Below are 14,093 nucleotides of genomic sequence, written 5' to 3' on the forward strand. Positions count from 1 at the left end.
TTGTTTATAAAACAATTAATGTGTAAATATTGTAAATTGAAACCAAATGGTTTACAATGTTCCTATTGAGGTTTGGAGGAATTATAATGAAAACTTCGGACATGATACGACAGCTTTGTGAACAAATGAACATGAGCATTTCCGAATTGGCTAGGCAGTTAGGCCAGTCCCCACAGAACTTCGGGAAGAAGCTAAAGCGTGAGACTATTACATTAGAAGAACTTAAGGCCATAGCAGATGTGATGAATGTTAAGTTTGAGCAGACTTTCATTCTGCCCGATGGCAATGAAATAAAGACAGGAAATGAGTAAAGGAGGCGGCCTAACATGATGATTAGCCCGGAAGGATACTATGAAGAGCATCTTAAAGGAAAAAATAAAGAACAGATTATGACCGTTATACGTGGGCTTAAGCAAGAAATAGGTCGTCTTAAAAATACAATGGAAAGCCCTGACTATGGCGTAAAACCTAATATGCATCCGAGTGAAGATACGCGCCTTCACTGGACTCGTGAATATTTGGAAAGAGCCAAGCAAGCCTTTGCTGAAGCTGGTGGAACTTATACCTTATCAAAGTCAGAAGAAAAGGTTGCTGACTTTGATGCAAATATGGATGCCATCTGCAAGATTACCTTTAGCATTGGCGGTTTCTTTGGTGGCTACCGTAGCTATGTTGTAGAGCTATCAGATAGATTGAAAGCCTATACAAAATTATGGGAGGATGAAGAATCACTCTCATTGTTGGATAGTGATAACGAGGAGCCATTTACAAAGGACACTTTTATAGCCGCACTTAGGGATCTTCACATCGGTGAATGGCTCAGACGATATTCAACTAAGCGTTTCGGATACACGGTGTGTGATGGTACACAGTGGGAGTTGGAATTTGAATATAGCAATGGCCATAAACCGGTAAGATTTGATGGCGATAACTCATACCCGTATAACTTCGATAAGTTGCAGATGTTATTTGGTATTGATGTTACTGAGGAGGACGACGAGGATGAGTAAATTCGATATTTTGACAAAATACATACCTATAATCCAGGCGGATGGCATCGGCGAATGGGTTGTTGATAAAGAAAACGATGGAACACCGGAACATCCGATACAGATGCCTTTTGTAGATTATTCCGAAATGGTACATAACTTTATCGATGATGTTTATGCCTTTGAAGAAAGCAATAAAGATATGGAGCTTACCCGTTATGGAGATATTCTCAAAGATAACGGACTTGAATGGGATTCAGAATCTATGGAAAATGCTGATGTTTCAAACTTGAACGCACAGTGTGTTCTTGCACTGATTATGGGTGCAGTAAGAGCTGAGCGTTTTTGCGATGGTGCATTATTAGATTTTTTCAAGAGTGGCTGCATATTGAAGTGGCTTGAAAGATTAAACAGTATTGAGTAAAGGAGGTTTGACTTTGGATATTAATAAAATGAAAGCTCTACCGTATGATGAGCTGCGTGCTTTATATAAGAACTTCCTACATAGCCAGAACATTTCGACAGCAACAATCAATACTGCTTATGTGGACACCTTCTACCTTTGGAGGAAAGGAAGCAAAGATCTATTCTGGAATGCGGTGAACGCTACTGATTTTGAGACTGAAGCAAAGAGTGCATTGATAAAAGCTCTTTCTGAGAACTCGAACGGTAATGTCAATTCACTTGTTAGTGGTTACTTGTCTCATCTAAGAAGGTTCCGCTTGTTTCTATCGTCGGATGAAACCATTGTTCCGGTTGAATATAAACAAAAAACCACAGTAAAAGCAAACCCAACACAGACGAGCCGTGAAATAATAATTAATAAAATGTATGTTGGAGCATATTTGTCAGAGGGCGATAATATAGGTCATGAAATCATAAATCTCTATAAGGCAGATGATGGAAAAAACTATATTTATCTCAATTCACAAGGAACAATAGAATTATCTCATGGAGAAAATAGAATAACTGTTTTGTTGGTACGAAAATTTGCCTCGAAAACATATAAAGTACTAGCCAAGGCAGAGGGTGTTACGATTCTCGATTTTGCCGACAGCAAACTCCCACGAGAAGAGAGATATAAAGGACAAGTTGCATTAGGATTGACCTATGGCGGTATAAGTCTTGTAGATTTATTTAATGAAAACTCATATCACGGCAGTCTTCAAGAAGAAAAAAATGCTTATACTACCTTTTTTGCAGATAAGGTTATCAAACCCAAAAATCAGATATATATTACAGACGATGCATCTGTAAGTGGTGACAACACTTTTTTCATCCGTACTAATAAAGGATTTGGCAAACAAACATTAAGGGAATTCTACAACGAAAATGAAAAGCCGGATTCTTTCGCTGATTTGAATCAGATAATTGAGAACAGAGAGTTGTGGGAAGATGCTAATACGACACAAGCGATTTCTGAATTGCCGGAACTTCAAAAAGATCCGTATTTCAATTTCCTAAAAATAATCAGGCAGGAAGACAATGAACTCGCTTTTTCAAATATGTTTGCTTACTTTTTTGATATAAACAGAGAAGCTTTTTCTCGTTTTGCAAGAGAGGTTCTACATATAGATGTACAAACAGATTTTACTATTGAGAGAGAAAAGAGAAACATTGACCTACTTATTTCTGACAGAAATAATGCCGTTGTAATAGAAAATAAAATCAAATCGAGCATCAATGGTATTGATGACCGACATGATATCTACAGTGACCAAGTACAGTCACAGCTAAAAAAATACTATCAATTTGTTACATCTGATGATGAGTATCGCAATAAAACAGCGAGCTGCTTTATTTTTTCACCTAATTACAATCGCATTGACCTAAGTAAGTTTTCGTGCGGTGAAAAATATACTATTGTTTATTACAGAGAAATCTATAATTTCTTTGTTGAAAACAGAAGCCTGTATGATGGGGTGGTTTACTTTGATGATTTCATTAATGCAATGTATAAGCACACCAAGGACTACGATAATGATTTAGAGGAAGAAATGCAAAGAAGATTTCAAAATACTATTTGCAATGCGAAAAAGGGGTAATGCAGATTTATTTATGATAAGGATTAGTTAAATATTATTGGACATATTGACAAAACTTGATTTGACACATACAATATATCATATCAAGTATTTTCGATGTGAGGTGAAAACAATGGAAGCTACATATGAGGAACAGGCAAATGTATTCAAAGCCTTCTGTGATGAAAAACGCTTACGGATACTTGAATTACTTCGAAGCGGTGAAAAATGCGCATGTATTTTGGTAGAGCAGTTAGATATGGCACAATCTACGTTATCATATCATATGAAGATTCTATGTGAATCAGGCATTGTTGATAGCAGGCAGGATGGAAAATGGACACATTATAAGATTAGCGAAAAAGGGAGTCGTACTGCACTAGAACTCCTTAAAACATTAACAGCCCAAGATACTACTACTGAAACAAATGACTGTTGTTAGATTAAGGCCATCTGGGAGATGGCTTTTTATGACAAGAATACATCGAAAAATCTTGATATGTTTAAATAAAAGTGAGGTGTATGGCAAATGCAAGTAATAAAAGCAATCTGGGACTTCTTCCAGAATCAGATACTGGGGATGAAATGGCTAAACGAATTAATCGGCAGTGGACTTAATGCATTAGGCCTTGATGCAACTAATCGTTGGATTGGAAGCATTCAGTTTTTTGTTTATGACGTTATCAAAATTACTCTACTCTTGTGTTTTCTGATTTTTATAATCAGCTATATCCAAAGTTATTTTCCACCTGAGCGCAGTAAAAAGATATTAGGTCGTTTTCATGGTATCGGAGCGAATGTGGCAGCTGCCTTGCTAGGAACGGTAACACCATTCTGTTCCTGTTCATCAATACCGCTCTTTATAGGTTTTACATCTGCAGGTCTACCTTTGGGAGTAACCTTTTCATTTCTTATTTCTTCTCCTATGGTGGATCTTGGTTCTCTTGTTTTATTGATGAGTATTTTTGGTGCAAAAGTCGCTGTTATCTATGTTGTGGTAGGTCTTATCATAGCTGTCATTGGCGGTACACTTATTGAAAAGCTTCACATGGAAAAGCATGTTGAAAGCTTTATCCTTACTGCTGGTAGCGTAGATATAGAATCCCCCGATTTAACAAGAAAAGACCGGCTCATTTATGCCAAAGAGCAAATGCTCTCAACCTTTAAAAAGGTATTACCGTATATCTTAATAGGAGTTGGTATCGGCGCAATCATTCATAACTGGATTCCTGAAGGATGGGTGTCAACTGCACTTGGAAGCAATAATCCCTTTGGGGTAATATTAGCGACATTAATCGGTGTTCCGATGTATGCTGATATTTTCGGTACTATTCCCATTGCAGAAGCTTTATTTGCTAAAGGTGCACAACTTGGAGTTATACTTTCATTTATGATGGCTGTAACCACACTCTCGTTGCCCTCTATGATTATGTTGCGTAAAGCAGTTAAGCCCAAGCTTCTGGCGCTTTTCATTGCAATTTGTACAATCGGAATCATAATTGTCGGTTATTTATTCAATGCTTTTCAGGCGTTGATAGTTTAGGAGGAAAAAAGGTATGGCAAAGAAATGGTATCCTGTTATCGATTATTTGACGTGTGTGGAATGCGGCACCTGTGTAGCAAAGTGTCCCCACGGTGTATATGACACAACAAAGGCCCCTTCACCTGTTGTAAAGAACCCCGAATTATGTGTCGATCATTGTCATGGCTGTGGTAACCGTTGCTCGGTCGGGGCGATTACCTATTTAGGGGAGGACACTGGCTGGACCCCACCAAACGGAGAGCAATTAGTTGAGGAATCCTGTTGCTCTTGCGGGTGTGAAACGGCATCCGAAAAGAAGATTGTTGTTGAGTATCTATATCTAGATCTAGAAACATGTGATCGTTGTATTGGAACGGACAATGTACTTGATGAGGTCATGATGACACTTACCCCCGCACTGAGCATTGCTGGCTTTGAAGTAGAGTATAACAAAATTGAGATGAAAACAGCAGAAATTGCAGGGCAATACAAGTTTCTTTCCTCGCCTACGATTCGTGTAAACGGTCATGACATCTGTCAATCTGTTGCAGAGAATAGCTGCGGTTGCTGTAGTGATATAAGCGGTACCGATGTAAACTGCAGGGTGTTTGAGTATAATGGAGAACCCTATGAGGTGCCCCCAAAAGAAATGCTTGCCGAAGCTATCTTAAACACAGTATTTGGGCAGATTGAAGCTGACTGTTCCTGCAGAGAGTATGAATTACCTGAAAATTTACAAGAATTCTATGCAGGAAAGAAAAACAAATCTAGTTGCTCTTGTGGAGGAAATTGTTGCTGATTAATTATTAATATCTTGGATTCTAAAATTAATATTAAAAAGGAGAGATTTACTATGGCATTGTTTGGTAAGAAAAATAAAAAAGAGGAAACTACATCATGTTGCTGTGGCGGAAATTGTGATGCGGAAAGCATGGCAAAAGCAGAAACCGCTAAGTCCGAAGGTGCAGGAGTAAAGGTGTTGGGAAGCGGGTGTGCCAAGTGTAATCAACTTGAAGAGGCAACAAAAGCAGCCTTGGAACAACTTGGAATGGATACTACTATTGATCATGTAACTGATTTTTCACAGATTGCAGCGTATGGAGTGATGACTACCCCTGCTCTTGTCATCGATGGAAAGGTGGTCTCCTATGGCAAAGTGCTTAAAACTGATGAGGTTGTAAAAATCCTCCAAAAAGTAAGGGGGTAAACTATGGTGAAGGAAAAAGTTTCAGGTATAGGCTTTTTTGAGAGATATTTAACAGTGTGGGTTATATTATGCATGATTGCAGGTGTGCTGATTGGTAAGTTTTTGCCTGGAATCCCTACCTTTTTAGGCCAATTTGAATATGCAGAAGTGTCTATTCCAATCGCTATTCTTATATGGCTTATGATTTACCCAATGATGCTAAAGGTTGATTTCCAAAGCATCAAAAATGTTGGTAGAAATCCTAAAGGACTTTTTGTCACATGGATAACTAACTGGTTGATAAAACCCTTTACCATGTTCGGTATTGCATGGCTATTTTTCTATGTGATATTTAAAGCGCTTATCCCAGCTGAACTGGCAAAGGATTATCTTGCAGGAGCAATACTTCTTGGAGCTGCTCCGTGTACAGCAATGGTATTTGTATGGAGTCATTTGACAAAAGGTAATCCAGCTTATACCGTCGTGCAAGTGGCAACAAATGATCTTATTATTCTCATAGCCTTCACGCCTATAGTTGCATTTCTTCTGGGTGTAGGCGGTGTAACCATACCGTGGGATACTCTTATTCTTTCCGTAGTATTGTTTGTTGTTATCCCACTGGCTGGTGGTGTAATCACCCGTAATTACATCACAAAAAAGCGGGGACTCGATTACTTTGAAAAGAGTTTTATACCGAAGTTTGGGAATATCACCACCATAGGTTTATTACTGACTTTAGTAATAATCTTTTCATTCCAAGGTGATGTAATTCTGAATAATCCGTTGCACATTGTTTTAATCGCTATACCATTAATTATTCAGACCTTCCTTATCTTTTTCATCGCTTACCTGGCAAGCAAAGCTCTGAAGCTTCCGCATGATATAGCTGCGCCTGCTGGTATGATTGGTGCCTCCAACTTTTTTGAACTGGCAGTTGCTGTTGCGATTGCATTGTTCGGAACACAAAGCCCAGCTGCACTTGCTACCATTGTAGGGGTTCTTACAGAAGTACCTGTTATGTTGATACTTGTAAAGATAGCGAATAATACAAAACACTGGTTTCCAGTAAAAAGCTAAAGAGGAGGTATGGCCAATGAGTAATAAACCTAAGGTCGCATTTATATGTGTCCATAATTCATGCCGAAGCCAAATGGCTGAGGCACTTGGTAAGCATTTTGCAGGAGATATATTTGAAAGTTATTCTGCCGGTACTGAAACCAAACCGCAAATCAATCAAGATGCAGTACGCATAATGAAAGAGCTTTATGGTATAGATATGGAGACAACTCAGCATTCAAAGTTGCTTGATGAAATACCTCCAGTAGATATCGTTATTACAATGGGGTGCAATGTGGAATGCCCTTACCTTCCATGTAAACACAGGGAAGATTGGGGACTGGATGATCCTACAGGTAAGAGTGATGAGGAATTTAAAAAAGTAATCTCAACAATAGAAGCAAAAATAAAAGAGCTTAAAGGCAGACTAAAGTCGTAATAATTATAACGCCAATTACAAATCTAGTAGTTGGCGTTATAGCATTATCAATGTTGATATGTTCCCACGAACAGTAAAACTGTTGATATGTTCCCACATACCTCGAAAACGCTAAAAATCGGTTGACCTGTTTCCACAGACGTATGGTACAAAAATTTGACTTAAGACATTAGTTGGAGTGTCTCCAGCCACGTTGAGAGTATAATTCTGATGACGTATTGTGGTTGAAAGGAGAAAAAGTAGGGTTCGACCACAACATATAGTGGTTTTAGGATGGAATTTGGGTCAAAAATCGGCTAAAAAACACCGATTTTGACCCTTTTAAATAGGACATTTGACAGATGACATTGGATAATTGGAGATATAGGAAGAGTAAATGGTTAAATTTGGTTGATATTATGGTAGGTGAATTATATACTATAGATGAACATAGGTAAAATATTGTGTATGTAAAAAGAAAAAGCAAACAACAAGTTGTGTAGGAGGAGAAGCATGGAAGAATTAGTTTTATCAAAAATTAAAAAACATATGATTAATGATTGTGTGGATTTATATATTGAAACATTCACTAAAGAACCATGGAATGATATTTACGAATCAAGAAAACAAGTAGTGGAGTTTTTTAATAATCATTTTAACAATAACTACTTTGTAGGTTATGCAGCTTTGTTAGATGATAAGGTAGTAGCCTTGAGTATTGGTATGAAAAAACCATGGATAGAAGGCTTTGAATATTATATAGATGAATTTTGCGTTAGTTATGAAATGCAGGGTAGAGCTATTGGCAGCTGGTTTATAAAGGCAATAGAAGAAGATATTAAAGAGCAAGGAATGAATGCAATGATATTAAATACAGAAAAAAATTATCCATCACAGAAGTTCTATGAAAAAAACGGATTTAAAACACTTAGTGATTTGATAATTCTTGTTAAATAGTGTGGTGATAAAATTAAGTATATATACAGTTATATAGGAAAAAATGTTTTCTAACATTTATATTTGGCGTCGCAGTGGTAAGATGTTGTACGCTTACTATGTCTATCCAAATTACATTTATATGATGATTTCAATTATAGTTATCATAAAAATTTGTGATTCAATGGTGATGGGCAAAATAGGCAATATAGATTAAATAATGTTTATCAAGATATTTTGAGATATCTAGATACAAGAAATAGAATTGAAAACCAAGGGGCTAAGTTTTTAGGTTAATTTAAATTATAGACATAGCCTCTTTTTTATATCTCGAAATAAAAAGGGAGGAGTAAATTTTCTTGATTGGATATTTATTCCTTTTTAAATTGACTAAAGTTGGCTATGTATATATAATAACAATATCAATGCTGTTGATATTGTTATTGATAATGAGCGGACAACATAAGTGATGTTAACGAGCTATTAGAAGAAGCTATCATAGAAACGGAATCTCTTAACTGGGTTTGCAAAATGAATGGCAATCTAAAGGTGATTGAAAAGACTTAATTAAATAAACAACTTTACAAGGAAATATAATGTTTTAATTTTGCTAAAAAGAAGGTGAAAACGTGAAACAAAAAATTTTAATCATAGATGATGACATAGAACTTTGTGCTCTTGTTGAAAGGTACCTTGAAACAGAAGGCTATGTCGTTACCACCAAACATAATGGAGCAGACGGTCTTACAGAAGGATTAACCACTTCATATCAGCTTGTTGTGCTTGATGTCATGCTTCCGCAGAAAAATGGCTTTGATGTACTTTCTGATCTGCGTAAAACAAGCAGCGTGCCGGTTCTTATGCTTACTGCAAAAGACAGTGAAATCGATAAGGTTTTAGGACTTAGGCTCGGTGCTGATGATTATCTTACAAAACCATTTAGTATGAATGAGTTTGTTGCAAGGGTGCAGTCTATCATTCGTCGCTATACTACTTTAGGTGGTGAGAGTGTAGAGGAATCTGCATCTATGCTGACATTTGATAATCTTTCAATCGCGCCTGCTACAAGGGAGGTTATAGCCTCTGGAGCAACTGTGGATCTTACAGCAAAGGAGTTTGATTTGCTTTATTTCCTTGCTAAGAACAGTGGTAGGGTTTTTACCAAAAAACAGATATATCGTGCAGTATGGAAGGATGAATATGCATTTGATGATAACAATATTATGGTACATATTCGTAGACTCCGCAAAAAAATAGAGCCTAATCCTGAACAGCCTCAGTTTATTCAGACTGTATGGGGTGTTGGTTACAAATTTGATGGAAGGAGTATAATATGAGTATATTTATTATAGTTACCCTCAGCCTGATTTGTATTCTGTGTATATTTCTCTTTGTTATGCAGAGAAAACAGCTAAGGCAAATGTTAGATGTTCTTGTGGCGGCTAAAAATGGAGAAAATAAAAAGATATTTATCAAAGATAACGGAGTTGTTTCGAAAATAAGTTTTGAAATTAATGAGTTAATTTATAGCCATAACCAAGAATTATCACGTCAGAAAAGGTTAGAGCAAGCAAACAAAGAATTACTCACAAGCCTTTCCCATGATGTGAGAACGCCCCTTACATCTTTGCTTGGTTACTTGGACGCACTTGAAAGTGATATTGTTGATGATGGGGAAAAAGAGGAATACATCAAAATTGCTAGAAAAAAAGCCTATGACTTAAAGAGGCTTATTGATACACTGTTTGACTGGTTCAAGATAGACTCCAAAGAATTGAAGCTGATCATGCAAGATACTGATATTTGTGAGTTAACTAAAGAAATAGTTATTGATTGGTTGCCTACATTAGAGCAGAAGGAAATAACTCCCGAAATAGAAATTCCAGATGAGGAATGGATCCTAGAACTTGACACTTCTGCATATAAGCGTATGGTATCCAACCTTATTCAAAATGCGGTAGAGCACAGTAGTTGCAGTCACTTGAAGGTTGCCGCCAAACAGAATAACGGTATTATTAGCATAATAGTAAAAGATAACGGGATTGGTATAGGTAAAGATAAACTACCACAAGTTTTTGAACGGTTATATAAAGGGGATACATCAAGAAGTAGACAGGGCAGTGGTCTTGGACTTTCTATTGTCAAAGAGCTTGCAAAGATGCATGGAGGTAGGGTAACTGCACAAAGTAATATAGGTGAATATACAGAATTTACTATTGAACTACCAATGTTTAAGAGATGAAGTCATTTGTCATCTCTTTTTATAATGGGCGGGAAAATATAAATTTTTCGCAGTTTTAGACTTTCTGTTACACATTTAAAAAAGGCTTCCTTAACCTCCCAACCAATGGGAGACTTTTTTATTAAAGTAAGAAAAAAGTAAGATTTGCGCAAGGGTGATGTCAGCATTACCTGATACAATAAGTATTGTAAGGAGGTCATGCAGATGAGTGAATATGCAATTAAAACAACCAAGCTGACAAAGCGGTTTGGTGAACAAATAGGTGTGGACCGTGTGAATATGCATGTTCCACAAGGGAAAATCTATGGATTGCTTGGTAGAAATGGGGCAGGCAAAACCACTACTATGCGCATGCTGTTAAACCTTGCTGCACCTACAAGTGGAGAAATTTCATTGTTTGGAGAGGATTACCGAAAAAATTTAAAGGGAACTTATCGTCGCATTGGTTCTATGATTGAAACACCTGGTTTTTATGAAAACCTAACAGGCAGAGAGAATTTACAAATCTTTGCTCGTTTGAGAGGACAGCACAAAAAGGACAGCGTACAAAATGCACTTGAAATTGTAGGTCTTGATAAGGAAAAGAAAAAAACCTTTGGCAACTATTCCCTTGGTATGAAACAGCGCCTTGGCATAGCAGCAGCGATTATGCACGAACCAGAGATGCTCATCTTAGATGAGCCAATTAATGGACTCGACCCTGTAGGTATACAAGAGGTACGAAAATATCTTGAAATGCTCTGTATTGAAAAAGGGGTAACAATACTCATTTCAAGCCATATTTTAAGCGAGATTGAACAGCTTGCAGATATTATCGGAGTTATGCATGAAGGTAGGCTTATTGAGGAAGTAGCTATGCAGGAACTTCACCAGCGCAACAGGCAATATGTTGAGTTTGTGGTCTCAGATGAAAACAAAGCTTGTCTTTTGCTTGAGCAAAAGTTTGGACTTACTGATTATAGTGTACATGAAAAGGGTAGTATTCGCCTCTACACTAATTTGGAAATGAGATCAATGCTAAACCAGTGTTTTGTAGAAAGTGATATTTTAGTATCGAAAGTCAATATTAGTGAAGAAAAACTGGAGGATTATTTCTCAAACTTGATTGGAGGTGGGAAACTTGGCTAATCTAGTATATTGTGAATTTTTAAAGCTAAAACGCTCAAAAATGTTTTTTATCAGTGTTTTAGGTGCAATGGTATCGCCTATCATGGTTTTTGCTGGGCTGATAAAAGCTAAAATTACTGAGCCAAATAAAGTTATTACTTATTGGGATATGCTAGAACAGACAAATTTATATGTACTTCTTTTATTTGGTGTTATTGTATATGGAGTGATAGCTGTATACCTTTTCAGCCGTGAATATACTGAAAATACGTTGAAGTCGATGCTTACCATTCCTGTTTCAAAGGGAGCTTTTTTAACTGCAAAATTCTTTATGGTTTTTATATGGATGATGATCTTAACAGCAGTAGCATGGGTATCCACTTTGCTTTTAAGTATTATCGGCAATGCTGCCCAGTTTAGTGCTACTGTTATTATACAGTCACTTAAAGAGTATTTTCTAGGTGCTTTTTTACTGTATTTTACAATGTCGCCTTTCGTCTTTATAACACTTTGGCTTAAAAACTTAGTTACACCGATTATTGCAGCAGCCACAGTAGTTCTTGGCAATGTTGCACTGGCCAATGAAGATTTAGGAGTATTGTTTCCGTGGACATCTCCTTATTTGATTGCAAGTGGGGATATTGAAAAATATAACTATTCAATTGAAACAGCTCTTGTTATCATATTGACTGTTTTCTTCTTTGGAGTTTTTTCAAGCTTTGCTTATTTTAAAAAACAGGATGTTAAATAAGGAGGCTAATTTATGGATATTTTAGAATTAATAAAAGTGATTATTATTGGAATTGTTGAAGGTATTACCGAGTGGTTGCCTATCAGTAGTACAGGGCATATGTTACTTATTGATGAGTTTTTGCAGCTTAATATGAGTGAAGAGTTTAAGGAAATGTTTTTCGTAGTGATACAGCTTGGTGCAATTCTGGCTGTTGTAATTATGTTTTGGGATAAGATGTTTCCCTTTGGCTTTAGAGAAAATCCAATAATCAAAAAAGATATTTTCTTCATATGGTTTAAGGTGTTGGTAGCGTGTATTCCGTCGGGAATTATAGGCCTCTTGTTTGATGACTTCCTAGAAGCATACTTAGGTACTCCTATTGTAATTGCCGCAATGCTTATACTTTATGGAGTGTTGTTTATAGTTATTGAGGCTTGGAATAAAAGACGTAAACCAAAAACGAATACGTTAGCGGAAATTAGCTATCAAACGGCTTTTATGATTGGAATGTTTCAAGTGCTGTCTCTTATCCCTGGAACATCTCGTTCAGGTGCAACCATTATTGGTGCGCTTATTATTGGTGTATCCAGAGTAGCGGCGGCAGAGTTCAGCTTTTTTCTTGCTGTGCCGACAATGTTTGGTGCAAGTGCATTTAAACTGTTAAAGTTTGGCTTTGATTTTACAAGTTCAGAGCTTCTTACTCTTGGATTTGGCATGGTGATAGCCTTTATGGTATCGGTATTTGCTATAAAATTTTTAATGGGATATATTAAAAAGCACGATTTCAGAGTATTTGGTTGGTATAGGATTATACTTGGAATTATTGTACTGCTGTATTTTGTATTGGTGCGATAATATAGATTATGAACATTAGCTTTAGATAGACTATAACAAAATCGTGATATATTCTTTATATGCTGTGTCAAAAACATTTTATAATATGTCTCAATATAAGAAGTTCTTTAGCAATTAAGTAAAATTCTTCATAAAGTAGGAGAATTCGTAGAAAAAACTCTATGATAACTATGATAACTCCTACTTTTTTATTGACATGAAATGATTACTTCTAAGATAAATTTGGGGTAAAAGATAGATAGAAGAGAATAGAAATATGCCAAGCTCTACAAATTCACTGATAAATCATTGAATTATAATCTTAAATGTACTATACTTTAAATGTAAATAAAATAAACATGAGGTGATTAGTTAAAATGATCATATAATCTTATCTAGTTTTTAGAAGTTAAGGTAGTATAGGTAAAGTTAACATATCTTTTAACATTTAGGGTATGTTAGTTTGAGTTACTTAGACTACTATAAGTTTTGGATAGGATTATAATAGTGTCAATTTAATTAGAATTTATATACTACTAATTAACTATTTCTACTTTGGAATAGTTGTTTTATACTAAATTTATATAATGATACTTGTAACCTTTCCGAGACTTTTAGTTGGGAAAGGTTTTTTTGTTTTTAAAATGAAAGGATGATAAGCAAATGAATATAAAAATAAATGAATATAAACTTCCAATGGATAAATCAGGACCATATGGAATTACTGTAGGACCTAACGGAGCCATGTGGTTTACAGAAAGTAGAGGAAATAAAATAGGTAGAATTACATCAAAAGGTGAAATTACAGAGTATTTACTTCCAACCTTAGATGCAGAACCTCTGATTATAGCAAAGGGAATTGATGGAGCTTTGTGGTTTACAGAGTATAAAGCTAATAAGATAGGAAAGATATCAATAGAAGGTAAGCGTCCAATAATCCCATGGATTTAAAATAAGTAGAAGACATGAGAGAATAGACTTTAATAGAGCACTTTTATAGCCCGCTGAGTACTCGGTGAACTATAAAAGCTTGAAAGGAGAGATCT

The 14,093-nt window shown here is 36.1% G+C and carries 17 protein-coding genes; all 17 read left to right on the plus strand.

Features of this window, described 5'->3' with window-relative positions; genetic code table 11:
* Positions 1 to 101: 101 nt before the first annotated feature.
* The 17 genes from NSA47_RS09520 to NSA47_RS09600 all read left to right on the plus strand — a co-directional run bounded on the left by NSA47_RS09520 (position 102) and on the right by NSA47_RS09600 (position 13,998).
* On the plus strand, positions 102 to 311 hold the full coding sequence (locus tag NSA47_RS09520; RefSeq protein WP_506323676.1) for a helix-turn-helix domain-containing protein: 210 nt from the start codon (positions 102 to 104) through the stop codon (positions 309 to 311).
* Between the two features lie 15 nt (positions 312 to 326).
* Complete coding sequence (locus NSA47_RS09525) at positions 327 to 1,010, plus strand: hypothetical protein (RefSeq protein WP_257531340.1); 684 nt, start codon at positions 327 to 329, stop codon at positions 1,008 to 1,010.
* Complete coding sequence (locus tag NSA47_RS09530; protein WP_257531342.1) at positions 1,003 to 1,413, plus strand: DUF6508 domain-containing protein; 411 nt, start codon at positions 1,003 to 1,005, stop codon at positions 1,411 to 1,413. Before NSA47_RS09525 ends, NSA47_RS09530 begins: the two co-directional genes overlap by 8 nt.
* A gap of 13 nt (positions 1,414 to 1,426) precedes the next feature.
* Positions 1,427 to 3,034 carry a PD-(D/E)XK nuclease family protein gene (locus NSA47_RS09535; RefSeq protein WP_257531344.1) on the plus strand — a complete coding sequence of 536 codons (1,608 nt, stop codon included), beginning with the start codon at positions 1,427 to 1,429 and terminating at the stop codon, positions 3,032 to 3,034.
* Positions 3,035 to 3,146: 112 nt separating this feature from the next.
* Positions 3,147 to 3,455, plus strand: a complete 309-nt coding sequence (locus NSA47_RS09540) for an ArsR/SmtB family transcription factor (RefSeq protein WP_257531373.1) — start codon at positions 3,147 to 3,149, stop codon at positions 3,453 to 3,455.
* Between the two features lie 87 nt (positions 3,456 to 3,542).
* Positions 3,543 to 4,556 carry a permease gene (locus NSA47_RS09545; RefSeq protein ID WP_257531345.1) on the plus strand — a complete coding sequence of 338 codons (1,014 nt, stop codon included), beginning with the start codon at positions 3,543 to 3,545 and terminating at the stop codon, positions 4,554 to 4,556.
* Positions 4,557 to 4,569: 13 nt separating this feature from the next.
* Entirely contained in the window at positions 4,570 to 5,334 is a 765-nt protein-coding gene (locus NSA47_RS09550) for a DUF2703 domain-containing protein (protein WP_257531348.1), read from the plus strand.
* 54 nt (positions 5,335 to 5,388) lie between these two features.
* Positions 5,389 to 5,742, plus strand: coding sequence for a thioredoxin family protein (locus NSA47_RS09555; RefSeq protein ID WP_257531350.1), 354 nt, complete (start codon positions 5,389 to 5,391; stop codon positions 5,740 to 5,742).
* A gap of 3 nt (positions 5,743 to 5,745) precedes the next feature.
* On the plus strand, positions 5,746 to 6,798 hold the full coding sequence (gene arsB / locus NSA47_RS09560; protein WP_257531352.1) for an ACR3 family arsenite efflux transporter: 1,053 nt from the start codon (positions 5,746 to 5,748) through the stop codon (positions 6,796 to 6,798).
* A gap of 16 nt (positions 6,799 to 6,814) precedes the next feature.
* Positions 6,815 to 7,216, plus strand: a complete 402-nt coding sequence (locus NSA47_RS09565; protein ID WP_257531354.1) for an arsenate reductase ArsC — start codon at positions 6,815 to 6,817, stop codon at positions 7,214 to 7,216.
* 492 nt (positions 7,217 to 7,708) lie between these two features.
* On the plus strand, positions 7,709 to 8,152 hold the full coding sequence (locus NSA47_RS09570; RefSeq protein WP_257531356.1) for a GNAT family N-acetyltransferase: 444 nt from the start codon (positions 7,709 to 7,711) through the stop codon (positions 8,150 to 8,152).
* A 608-nt stretch (positions 8,153 to 8,760) separates the two neighbouring features.
* Positions 8,761 to 9,468, plus strand: a complete 708-nt coding sequence (locus NSA47_RS09575; RefSeq protein ID WP_257531358.1) for a response regulator transcription factor — start codon at positions 8,761 to 8,763, stop codon at positions 9,466 to 9,468.
* A complete protein-coding gene (locus tag NSA47_RS09580) occupies positions 9,465 to 10,373 on the plus strand; it encodes a sensor histidine kinase (RefSeq protein WP_257531360.1) in 909 nt (302 codons plus the stop codon). Before NSA47_RS09575 ends, NSA47_RS09580 begins: the two co-directional genes overlap by 4 nt.
* Before the next feature lie 204 nt (positions 10,374 to 10,577).
* Complete coding sequence (locus tag NSA47_RS09585; RefSeq protein WP_257531362.1) at positions 10,578 to 11,501, plus strand: ABC transporter ATP-binding protein; 924 nt, start codon at positions 10,578 to 10,580, stop codon at positions 11,499 to 11,501.
* Complete coding sequence (locus tag NSA47_RS09590) at positions 11,485 to 12,231, plus strand: ABC transporter permease (protein WP_257531364.1); 747 nt, start codon at positions 11,485 to 11,487, stop codon at positions 12,229 to 12,231. The genes NSA47_RS09585 and NSA47_RS09590 overlap by 17 nt, the downstream gene beginning before the upstream one ends.
* 12 nt (positions 12,232 to 12,243) lie before the next feature.
* Positions 12,244 to 13,068, plus strand: coding sequence for an undecaprenyl-diphosphate phosphatase (locus NSA47_RS09595; RefSeq protein ID WP_257531366.1), 825 nt, complete (start codon positions 12,244 to 12,246; stop codon positions 13,066 to 13,068).
* Between the two features lie 642 nt (positions 13,069 to 13,710).
* Positions 13,711 to 13,998, plus strand: coding sequence for a Vgb family protein (locus NSA47_RS09600; RefSeq protein WP_257531367.1), 288 nt, complete (start codon positions 13,711 to 13,713; stop codon positions 13,996 to 13,998).
* Positions 13,999 to 14,093: the final 95 nt, after the last annotated feature.

It is taken from the genome of Irregularibacter muris, assembly GCF_024622505.1.
GTDB classification, from domain to species: Bacteria; Bacillota; Clostridia; order Eubacteriales; family Garciellaceae; genus Irregularibacter; species Irregularibacter muris.

What these genes read in the sequence shown, in the direction of transcription:
- NSA47_RS09520 (WP_506323676.1), top strand. Translation starts at nt 102, where the DNA reads ATGATACGACAGCTTTGTGAACAAATGAACATGAGCATTTCCGAATTG.
- NSA47_RS09525 (WP_257531340.1), top strand. Translation starts at nt 327, where the DNA reads ATGATGATTAGCCCGGAAGGATACTATGAAGAGCATCTTAAAGGAAAA.
- NSA47_RS09530 (WP_257531342.1), top strand. Translation starts at nt 1,003, where the DNA reads ATGAGTAAATTCGATATTTTGACAAAATACATACCTATAATCCAGGCG.
- NSA47_RS09540 (WP_257531373.1), top strand. Translation starts at nt 3,147, where the DNA reads ATGGAAGCTACATATGAGGAACAGGCAAATGTATTCAAAGCCTTCTGT.
- NSA47_RS09545 (WP_257531345.1), top strand. Translation starts at nt 3,543, where the DNA reads ATGCAAGTAATAAAAGCAATCTGGGACTTCTTCCAGAATCAGATACTG.
- NSA47_RS09550 (WP_257531348.1), top strand. Translation starts at nt 4,570, where the DNA reads ATGGCAAAGAAATGGTATCCTGTTATCGATTATTTGACGTGTGTGGAA.
- NSA47_RS09555 (WP_257531350.1), top strand. Translation starts at nt 5,389, where the DNA reads ATGGCATTGTTTGGTAAGAAAAATAAAAAAGAGGAAACTACATCATGT.
- arsB (WP_257531352.1), top strand. Translation starts at nt 5,746, where the DNA reads ATGGTGAAGGAAAAAGTTTCAGGTATAGGCTTTTTTGAGAGATATTTA.
- NSA47_RS09565 (WP_257531354.1), top strand. Translation starts at nt 6,815, where the DNA reads ATGAGTAATAAACCTAAGGTCGCATTTATATGTGTCCATAATTCATGC.
- NSA47_RS09570 (WP_257531356.1), top strand. Translation starts at nt 7,709, where the DNA reads ATGGAAGAATTAGTTTTATCAAAAATTAAAAAACATATGATTAATGAT.
- NSA47_RS09580 (WP_257531360.1), top strand. Translation starts at nt 9,465, where the DNA reads ATGAGTATATTTATTATAGTTACCCTCAGCCTGATTTGTATTCTGTGT.
- NSA47_RS09585 (WP_257531362.1), top strand. Translation starts at nt 10,578, where the DNA reads ATGAGTGAATATGCAATTAAAACAACCAAGCTGACAAAGCGGTTTGGT.
- NSA47_RS09595 (WP_257531366.1), top strand. Translation starts at nt 12,244, where the DNA reads ATGGATATTTTAGAATTAATAAAAGTGATTATTATTGGAATTGTTGAA.
- NSA47_RS09600 (WP_257531367.1), top strand. Translation starts at nt 13,711, where the DNA reads ATGAATATAAAAATAAATGAATATAAACTTCCAATGGATAAATCAGGA.